General features: G+C 57.8%; 8 protein-coding genes. 2 read left to right on the top strand and 6 right to left on the bottom strand.

Annotation, left to right across the window (positions count from 1 at the left end; all coding sequences use genetic code 11):
- Nucleotides 1-360: 360 nt before the first annotated feature.
- The 6 genes from GSQ76_RS18340 to GSQ76_RS18315 all read right to left on the bottom strand — a co-directional run bounded on the left by GSQ76_RS18340 (nucleotide 361) and on the right by GSQ76_RS18315 (nucleotide 6,531).
- Nucleotides 361-1,683 carry a calcium-binding protein gene (locus GSQ76_RS18340; RefSeq protein ID WP_158745585.1) on the bottom strand — a complete coding sequence of 441 codons (1,323 nt, stop codon included), beginning with the start codon at nucleotides 1,681-1,683 and terminating at the stop codon, nucleotides 361-363.
- Between the two features lie 26 nt (nucleotides 1,684-1,709).
- Complete coding sequence (locus tag GSQ76_RS18335; protein WP_216851137.1) at nucleotides 1,710-2,255, bottom strand: class I SAM-dependent methyltransferase; 546 nt, start codon at nucleotides 2,253-2,255, stop codon at nucleotides 1,710-1,712.
- Nucleotides 2,256-2,425: 170 nt separating this feature from the next.
- Nucleotides 2,426-3,253 carry an MBL fold metallo-hydrolase gene (locus GSQ76_RS18330; protein ID WP_254070486.1) on the bottom strand — a complete coding sequence of 276 codons (828 nt, stop codon included), beginning with the start codon at nucleotides 3,251-3,253 and terminating at the stop codon, nucleotides 2,426-2,428.
- 297 nt (nucleotides 3,254-3,550) lie between these two features.
- The gene (locus GSQ76_RS18325) at nucleotides 3,551-3,772 is read right to left on the bottom strand and encodes a hypothetical protein (RefSeq protein WP_158745583.1); all 222 of its coding nucleotides are present in this window, start codon (nucleotides 3,770-3,772) and stop codon (nucleotides 3,551-3,553) included.
- Between the two features lie 228 nt (nucleotides 3,773-4,000).
- The gene (locus GSQ76_RS18320) at nucleotides 4,001-5,398 is read right to left on the bottom strand and encodes a GDSL-type esterase/lipase family protein (RefSeq protein WP_158745582.1); all 1,398 of its coding nucleotides are present in this window, start codon (nucleotides 5,396-5,398) and stop codon (nucleotides 4,001-4,003) included.
- Nucleotides 5,399-5,514: 116 nt separating this feature from the next.
- Nucleotides 5,515-6,531 carry an isocitrate/isopropylmalate dehydrogenase family protein gene (locus GSQ76_RS18315; protein WP_158745581.1) on the bottom strand — a complete coding sequence of 339 codons (1,017 nt, stop codon included), beginning with the start codon at nucleotides 6,529-6,531 and terminating at the stop codon, nucleotides 5,515-5,517.
- A 132-nt stretch (nucleotides 6,532-6,663) separates the two neighbouring features.
- On the opposite strand from GSQ76_RS18315, the gene zwf reads away from it, so the two are divergent.
- A complete protein-coding gene (zwf, locus tag GSQ76_RS18310; protein ID WP_158745580.1) occupies nucleotides 6,664-8,139 on the top strand; it encodes a glucose-6-phosphate dehydrogenase in 1,476 nt (491 codons plus the stop codon).
- Nucleotides 8,140-8,273: 134 nt separating this feature from the next.
- Nucleotides 8,274-8,600, top strand: a complete 327-nt coding sequence (locus GSQ76_RS18305) for a hypothetical protein (protein WP_158745579.1) — start codon at nucleotides 8,274-8,276, stop codon at nucleotides 8,598-8,600.
- Nucleotides 8,601-8,609 lie beyond the last annotated feature (9 nt).

The raw sequence follows: 8,609 nt of genomic DNA, 5'->3' as shown, positions 1-8,609 counted from the left end.
ACACCACGCGTCGCGCCAAGATGTTTATGGGTCCGGACCCTAGGAGATGCGCGGCGGCACCGCGCTTGTGCAAAAGATCACGGCCAAATGAGAGAATAGATTGACATCCTCAAGGTTAGGTAGGCGCTTGCCTTCCGTGTCGCCTATGATGTCGTCGAACCGGAGTTCGCGCTTCTCGTGCTCGCCAAAAGCGCTAATCGCCTCATGCACTGGATATTGCGGATCGAGTATCGATAGGACGTGGGTTGCACCTCTTTCGCACTGCCCCACCGGCTCTTCGATGCCGCAAACCGTGATAGCAAAAAGCCGTTCTGTCCGAGGCATTAGCGTTCTAATTTACGGAAGTGTCGTATTCGGCAGTCACGGCAGAGTCACGACGACGAGCAGCGGGTGATCGCCAACCGACAATGGCATGGTCCTCACCGCACCAGACCGTTGCACTGGCATTGCCTCAATCAATGGATCGATGACCTCAACCGACTTAACTTCCTGCCCAAGCTTGAGGGTCACCCGCGCAAGAGGAGATTGGATCTCATGGCTCGCCTGTGTATTCCAGGTCCAAAACGGAACATTGTTCCACAAAGCAACAATGAACACGCGCGGCGATTTCTGAAACAACACGGCATTCGCTGTGGTCGGCATACCCAAAACTTCGAAGTCGAGTTGATCGTTCTTTGGGGCAGCAAGACTCCCTCCCTGCAAGATCGCCGTCAGGATATGGAGCGCCGTTGCTATCGGTTTGGGTGTATGGTCGGCGTGAAATAGACCATAATGCTGCGATGAGTCAGTGTTGGCTGGATCTGCCTTGTCGTCCAGCAATTCGTATACATAGGTCCGGTGCACGCCATCTGCATAGGCCTGGAAATACGAGTTCAGGATTGACTTCGCCTGGGTCTCCTCGTCCACGCCGAGCATGACTGAAGCCTCCCACCATGGCTTGCCGATTGGCCAAGTGGAAGGAAGGCTGAAATTTCCGGTTTCGGTAATGACTCGCGGAAAATCTCCCGAAAGCGCGTATGCCCCGTCGAAGCCACGGCTGATCCATTCCGCGGGCTGCATTCCATTATGTGGATACGGGTGTTGGTTTCCATAATCGGCCCGGCCAGCAAAGCCTGCCTGCTTGGGTGCACCCGTCAAATCGAAAACCGATACGCCTTTTAATTTTGGATTGGCACGAACGCTGTCGTAAATATCCTTCTGGCTCTGCAGCGCTGCGGGAATTCCGGTCAGATTCTTATAAGCATCAATCGGCCAGTTATTGATCTCGTTTGGCCCCTCGATGGAGGCGATACTACGTGGAATCACTTTCTGCAACATATCCAATGTGAGCATTGCCACTTCAACAAACGGCTTGCCGGAGTTGGACGGCGCCCCCCTGTTGATGACGAGGTCGAACTTCATCCCCGCATCGGCCAATGTTGCGTAATCGCTAAAACTGGCTGTATCCGGGCCCAAATGGCTCACGAGCTCGTCCCGCACGTGATGGATGCCGAGGTAACGCAGATCCTGCACGACAAGCGCAGGGTTCGCGTATGCCCCATCCTTGTAAACAAGGTGAGTATTCACACCCAATGTGTCCAGGAACGTGTCAGCAGGTGTGGCGGCGTGTGGCTTAGCCCGAGCGCCAGATGTCTCTGCCAGCCACGCAACGCAAGCAATGACAACGTAAAACCAAGCCCTCACGTCGTTCTCCTTATAGAGTGCTGCCGTTAGGCCCGGCGGCAGACTAACAGAACACCCGCGAGGCCTGATGGATCAACCATCCCATCTTGCAGCACCAACGCCGGGGCACGACGAAGGCCAAACGGCATGAAGACACGATTATACCACCACATTGCTCGCGCGCGTCGATGCTGCAAGAACCACATCCCGACACTCAGTAATTTGGACGATCGCGGCAACATACCCGCAGGTGCGCTTCGCTCTACCGTGAAGCCATGCACCGCGAGCGCGTCGACCAGCGCGGCCGGCTTGTATCGCCGGTGATGACCGACCGCTTCGTCGAATGCGGTCCATGCCGATGGGTGTAACGGAACTGACAGCAATAGCACCGCACCGGATGCAGCAACACGCGACAATTCGGCAAAGACGGCGTCATCATCGGCGACATGTTCGACAATATCCATTGCGCAGAGAAGGTCGAAACTGTTGTTGGCAAACGGCAATGTGGTTGCTAACCCGGCGACCGATCGACCGCCATCTGATTGTAGCGGACCTAGCGCCGGCATGCTGATATCGATGAATACGGTTCCCACGGTTGGAAGCCGCGGCCGCAGACCAGCCCCGATCTCAAGACGCCGTGTTGCGGTAGACGCCAGAGTTTGCGCCAAGGGCCAGGTATTGAATTGGTCTGGCCCTATCAACCGGGCCTTGGACCAGAGGTTGTCGTAGAAAGTCCGATTGGCAGCAAGGAGTGGGTCTGGAGCTAAAGCGACCGCCACTCGTCACCGCGACGGACCACAAGGCCCTCCCGTTCCAGTTTTATGAGGTGTGCCAACACGTTACGCTCGGCAGCCATTTTTAAGATCGGGTCTATCTTAGAGTATAGGACGTCCACTAACAGCGTGGAACTGCGCGGCCCATCCTTGAGCGCCGTAGCGATTGCGCGTTCCCGGGCAACTCGGTGCTCTAACAAAGCGGCGACGTAGGCGTGCGGTTCGCCCATTGGCGGGCCGTGACCCGGAAAGTAAATCGTGTCGGTTGGCCGATCTAGAAGACGGTTTAAACTCGCGAAATACGCTGCCATGTCGCCGCCCGGTGGGCTAACAACGCTAGACGACCAGCTCATGACATGATCTGCGCTGAACAATACTCCATCAGGTCGCGCAAAACAAACATGGTCGGCGGCGTGGCCTGGCGTGAAAATCGCCTGCATGCCCGCCACGGTGTCGCCGTCGTGAATAGATACATCGGGCGCAAACGCATCGGTATCGGGCTTGTGCCAACCATAGGTTGGTGCGCCGGTTTCGGCCTTCAAACCGCCCAGAGCGCCTAGATGATCGCGATGCGTGTGGCTCAAAAGAATGCGAACAATCGGACCGGGTGTCAGGCGCAGAATATTCGCAACATGACCGGGCTGATCCGGTCCCGGATCCAGGACGGTTACACCGTCTGGGTCTTCGATCAGGTAGGTATTGGTGCCATGATACGTCATCCGGCCCGGATTATCGGCAACGATGCGGCTAATACCTGGGTGTATAGGGTGCAGCGCACCCCGCTCGGGAACAGGCTCGATCATGAAGGCCACGTTCATTCTCCGGCTTCGACCGTCATGCAAACGGCGCCCGTGTCATCTAGCGTGCGCAGACGATAGTCGTCCGCACTCTTCCGTGCCTGCGCCTGCCAGGAGTTTCCGGCAAACACAGGTCTCCTGCCACCAAATGAAAACCGTACTATAGGGGCCAATCGTGTGGCCAGCATCGCCAGCCATGTCGCCCGCAGCGGTCCATGCGCGATCAGGCCGTATAGCCCTCCTCAAGTCTGAAGTAATCGCGTCATAATGAACGCGATGGTCACTCCCCGTCAGAGCCGAATAACGGAATAACTGCACCTAATCTGGACGAACCTCCCGCACGGCTGCGACATCCACCGGTGGGGCTACATAACCGGATTTGACTGCCTCTCCATCATCGCCGCGATAGACGATATCATGCTCTTCAGTGAGCACGCGCTCATGCGAGAAGTCAACGTCATGCCGCACCGTGACAAACACCATACGTCCGGAGCCGCCTTCCTTTTTGGCCACGGACTCAACGGTGTTGGTTCCGGTCAAGTTTTCACAAACGTGGGATCGGGTGATAGAATGAAGCCCCCCGCTTCAGGTGACCGTCCGGGCCGCGCTGGCTGGCGGATGCCCAGTCGGTGAGAGCATCCAGTGCCACAGATGCGGCAGAACGCGCTCCGATCGCGCTACTTCGAGCGTTGCGACTAGGCCTTTCCATATGAGGCCATACTGTGTTGGTGCGAATTTCCGTGCGGCCGACATAATCGGCGTAAGCGCTCATTGCGGGATAATCTCGGCGGGATCGGCGGCTGCATCTGCTGACGCTGCAGATCGGGGGCGCGGACGGGGGCGCGGACGAACCACCTCGACAGGCACTATCAGCCGCAGTTCGACCGCATTGCCCATCGCCAAATAACCTGCGCGATTTGGGTGCAACTTGTCTCCGGTGCCACCTGCTGTAGATGGTGGCACGAATTCCGCCCGTAACTCACCAGTTTGCCGATCCACTGTGACACCGTCAAAGTCGATTACGGCATCGAATAGGCCTGGCTTGCGGATTAGATCATTCAGCGCATGCCGTCGATTATCAGTGTCAGCTGTGCCGTAACCAGGCGCCGTGCTGGCTCGGCTGCTGGTGAGGGTCGCGCCGAAAACCCGGACACCCTTGATCTTGGCCCGGATCCTCTCAACACCGGCACGCACGGTATTCGCGACATTATCGGGCACCGCGTTGGCCGCACCCAAATCGTTGATGCCTTCGAACCAAATTACGTCTGTCACGCCCGACAACGTTAAAAGGTCGCGATCGAGACGCGAGATGGCCGAGGGGCCACCTGAGAACGGCTTGGCGGCCGTGTACTCTGGCGGCCCAGCTACCTGGTTCCCACCGATACCGGCATCTACAACCGCGACATGTCCTCCCGTCGCGTGAAGGCGGCGTGACAGAACATCCGTCCAACGATCATCTCCGTTTAAAGTGGAGGCGGTGCCGTCGGTAATGCTGTCGCCGAAGCACAGAACCACACGCGTGTCTGATGGTACGATGGCGTCTGCGGCGTCCAAGAAGTACCAGGAGGTGGTACTTGCCGGGTATGCGCTGTCGTCCTCCAACTCCCCGATCGCCCCTGCGTCCGGGGCGGTTACGTAGGAGGTCGTCATCGCCTTGGCGTGCCAAGTCATCGGCCCGCTATCGCCGGGGATGTGGAACGTCACGGCTAGCTTTCGGCCAGCCAGTTCGGAAGCCGCGGGGTTGCGCACGAACGGTAGTCCGACGGCGTCCGACCACACCTGGGCGCCCGGGGCAACCGTTACGGTCTTCTTGCCGGCGAACGTCAGTGGCCGATTGGTGCCGGCAACCAGTGCGGCGCCACTCATTTGCAGGCCAACGAAGGCAGTATCGAAGCTCACTGGCTTCGTGCCAAACGCGTTCGAAAAGCGGAATCGCATCTGCCGCGCCCAGAGATCCGGCTTGATGATCAGCCGGAAGCTCTGCTCGTGCGATCCGCTTTCTGGATGTGGAAATGTGAACGACAGATCTGGCTGGGCCGAGGCATTCCCGGCTGGATACGGCCCCTGGTCCGAGCCAGCCCAAACGGTAGCCCAACGCTGCGCCATCGCCGGGGTGGCGCAGATGGCGAGCATTGCAGCCAGCAGCATTCTCGTCGGAAACGGCATCGTACTACTCCGCAGTGCGGCGGAGAGTGTCACCCGGCAAGCCAACTCTCAAGTGCTGGGCCAGTGCCAACGGGGCGCCCCCAAGTTGCATCTCCAAATCATCGACTACTGCGGGCTTACGCAGCTAGGCGTTGGATTACCCCATCGGTGAACTCTTTGGTGGTGGCCTTGCCACCCAAGTCGCCGGTGCGAATGCCGTCTTGGTTCATCACAGCACTCACTGCGTCCTCCAGGCGCTGCTTGTCTTTCGCTAGCCCGACATGTTCCAACATGAGCGCCGCTGCCAGCATGAGAGAGGTAGGATTAGCAATACCTTTGCCTGCAATATCTGGGGCAGAGCCGTGAACCGCTTCGAAAATCGCCGCCGTCTTGCCGATGTTGGCGCCCGGCGCCATGCCAAGGCCGCCGACCAACCCGGCTGCCTCGTCCGATAGAATGTCGCCGAACAAGTTGGTCGTTACGATAACGTCAAACTGCCACGGGTTGAGGACGAGTTGCATCGCGCAAGCATCGACAATGCGATCATCAAGCACCACACGGCCTTCGTATTCCTTCGCCATGGTTCGCGCTTCCTCCAGGAACAGCCCAGTCAACGCCTTCAGAACATTGGCCTTGTGAACAGCTGTCACTTTTTTGCGACCGTTACGAATGGCGTACTCGAACGCATAACGCAGGATCCGCTGCGCGCCGGCGCGGGTGTTCACGCCTGAGGAGATCGCAACGCCATGGCTATCGTCGCCGACAGGGATATAATGCTCGAAGGCAACATAGAACCCTTCTAGATTCTCACGAATGATAACTAGGTCTAGATCTTCATAACGGCCGCCGGGAATGAGCGTTCGAGCAGGGCGGACGTTGGCGTAAAGCTGAAATTCTTCCCGCAGTCGCACGTTAACCGACCGAAATCCCCCCCCAATCGGCGTGGTCAACGGCCCCTTCAAGGCCAACCGCGTGCGCTTTATGCTTGCTAGGGTCGCAGGTGGCAGAGGATCGCCGGCAATAGCCACAGCCTCCATCCCACCAGGTTGGCGGTCCCACGCAAAAGGACTGCCTAGGGCATCCAACACGCGGACGGTCGCGTCCACGACTTCCGGGCCAATCCCATCGCCTGCAATTAAGGTTGCGTCGATCATTTATCCACCTGGGTCTATTTCGCGGGTGCAGCATAGGCCTTTCGGCGGCGCACCTAAACCTTTGATTGAACGGATAGACGCATGAAGGCTTTGTCCCCACATTGCAGCGCAACAGCAAGGGGCCTCTCAGCCATGGCTATCAAGCCAGTCGACCCATTCGATTGCATTGTTTTTGGCGCCACTGGGGACCTCACCCTCCGCAAACTGCTTCCGGCGCTGTATCATCGCCTGCGTGATGGCCAGATTCCGGACGATGCCCGAATTATCGGTGCTGCTCGATCCGACTTCGATGACAAAAGCTTCCGACTGCGTGCTACCGAAGCGATCGGCAAGCACGTTGCGAAGGGCGACCTCAGCAAGCCGCTTACAGAAAAGTTTGCCGGCATGATCCATTACGCGCGGGGGGATGCCGCCACCGATGGTGGCTTGGAGGCGCTGGCCAAGCTATTGAACGAGAAGCGCGACCGGATACGAGTCTTTTACCTTGCAACGTCACCTGATCTCTACGGACCCATCTGCAATAATCTACAGGCCGCCGGGTTAGTCACGGAACACAGCCGCGTCGTTCTGGAAAAGCCGATTGGCCACGACCTTGCCTCCGCAAGGCAAGTCAACGACGTCGTGGGCGAGGTGTTCACCGAGACACAGACTTTTAGAATTGACCATTATTTAGGCAAAGAAACGGTGCAGAATCTGCTTGCGCTTCGATTTGCCAACGTGGTGTTCGAACGGTTGTGGAATGCAGATGTCATAGACCACGTGCAGATTACGGTGGGTGAAACGGTTGGCGTCGAAGGCCGTGGTGACTATTACGACCACTCGGGTGCCCTGCGAGATATGGTACAGAACCATCTGATGCAGCTTCTATGCCTCTTGGCGATGGAGCCGCCGACGAGTCTCGATGCCAATGCCGTTCGGGATGAGAAACTGAAGGTCTTGCGCTCGTTGAAGCCGATAGCGCCACATGAAGTCGGCAACATTACCGTTCGCGGTCAATACAGTCAGGGTGCGATCGATGGGAAGGGCGTCCCCGGCTACCTCGCAGATCTGGGCGAAGGACGGTCCAGCAAGACCGAAACCTTTGTAGCATTGAAGGCTGAGATCCAAAACTGGCGTTGGAACAACGTTCCATTCTACCTACGAAGCGGCAAGCGGCTGCCACAGAAGGTGAGTGAGATTGTCGTGCAGTTCCGTGGAGCACCGTTCAACGTCTTCACGCGAGAAGACGCAGCATTGAGTCCAAACAAGTTGATTATCCGGCTACAGCCGGAAGAGGGAATGAAACTGGAGTTGATGACGAAAAGCCCAGAGCCTGGGGGCTTGCACCTCAGCCCTACGCAGTTGGACATAAGTTTCGAGAAGGCGTTCGGCACGCGGTATCCGGACGCCTATGAGAGGTTGCTCATGGACAGCGTCCGCGGCAATCCGACTCTGTTCATGCGCCGGGACGAGGTCGAAGCCGCGTGGAGTTGGGTTGAACCAATCATCGAAGCTTGGGAAGAATCTCGGGAGCCCCCGCGGCTCTACCCGGCCGGAAGCTGGGGGCCAACCTCTGCCATCGCTTTAATTGAACGAGATGGCCGAACCTGGTACGAGGAAATTCGATAAACAATAGAGTTTTCTTGAGATGCAACAGGAATGCGATGGAATTGTCGGCCAATCACACAAAAAGTGATGTCATCGCCTTTGCGTAGCCTCACGATTTCGTGAGATATCCTGCGGCTCGCAAGGGGAGATGCGCAGTGTCCCAAATCCAGACCACGCCGGGCGCCGATATTCTGGTGTTCAAGCGTCCGAACGATCGCTTCACAATGGCAGATAGGCTTGCCTTAGCGCGCATGGAGAAACAGAACCACGGGGTGCGTCTCGCGATTCATTCTTGCCACGACGAAAATCCACCTGGGATCGCAGAATTTGCCAGCATCTACCCAGTAAATGGGCAATGGGCGAAATGGGGTGCCGTTCGTCGAGGAAAGGCGATCAGCGTTTGGCGCGCGAGGGACGGCCGCGACATTGGCCATTTTGCGACGATGCATGAGGCGTTGGAGGCTGTCACCCGCTGGGCGTGAGCTCTCGAC

Source organism: Acidisphaera sp. L21 (genome assembly GCF_009765685.1).
GTDB lineage: Bacteria > Pseudomonadota > Alphaproteobacteria > Acetobacterales > Acetobacteraceae > LMUY01.
The sequence above is the reverse complement of the archived record's forward strand: the minus strand, read 5'-3'. Positions and strand labels throughout refer to the sequence as shown.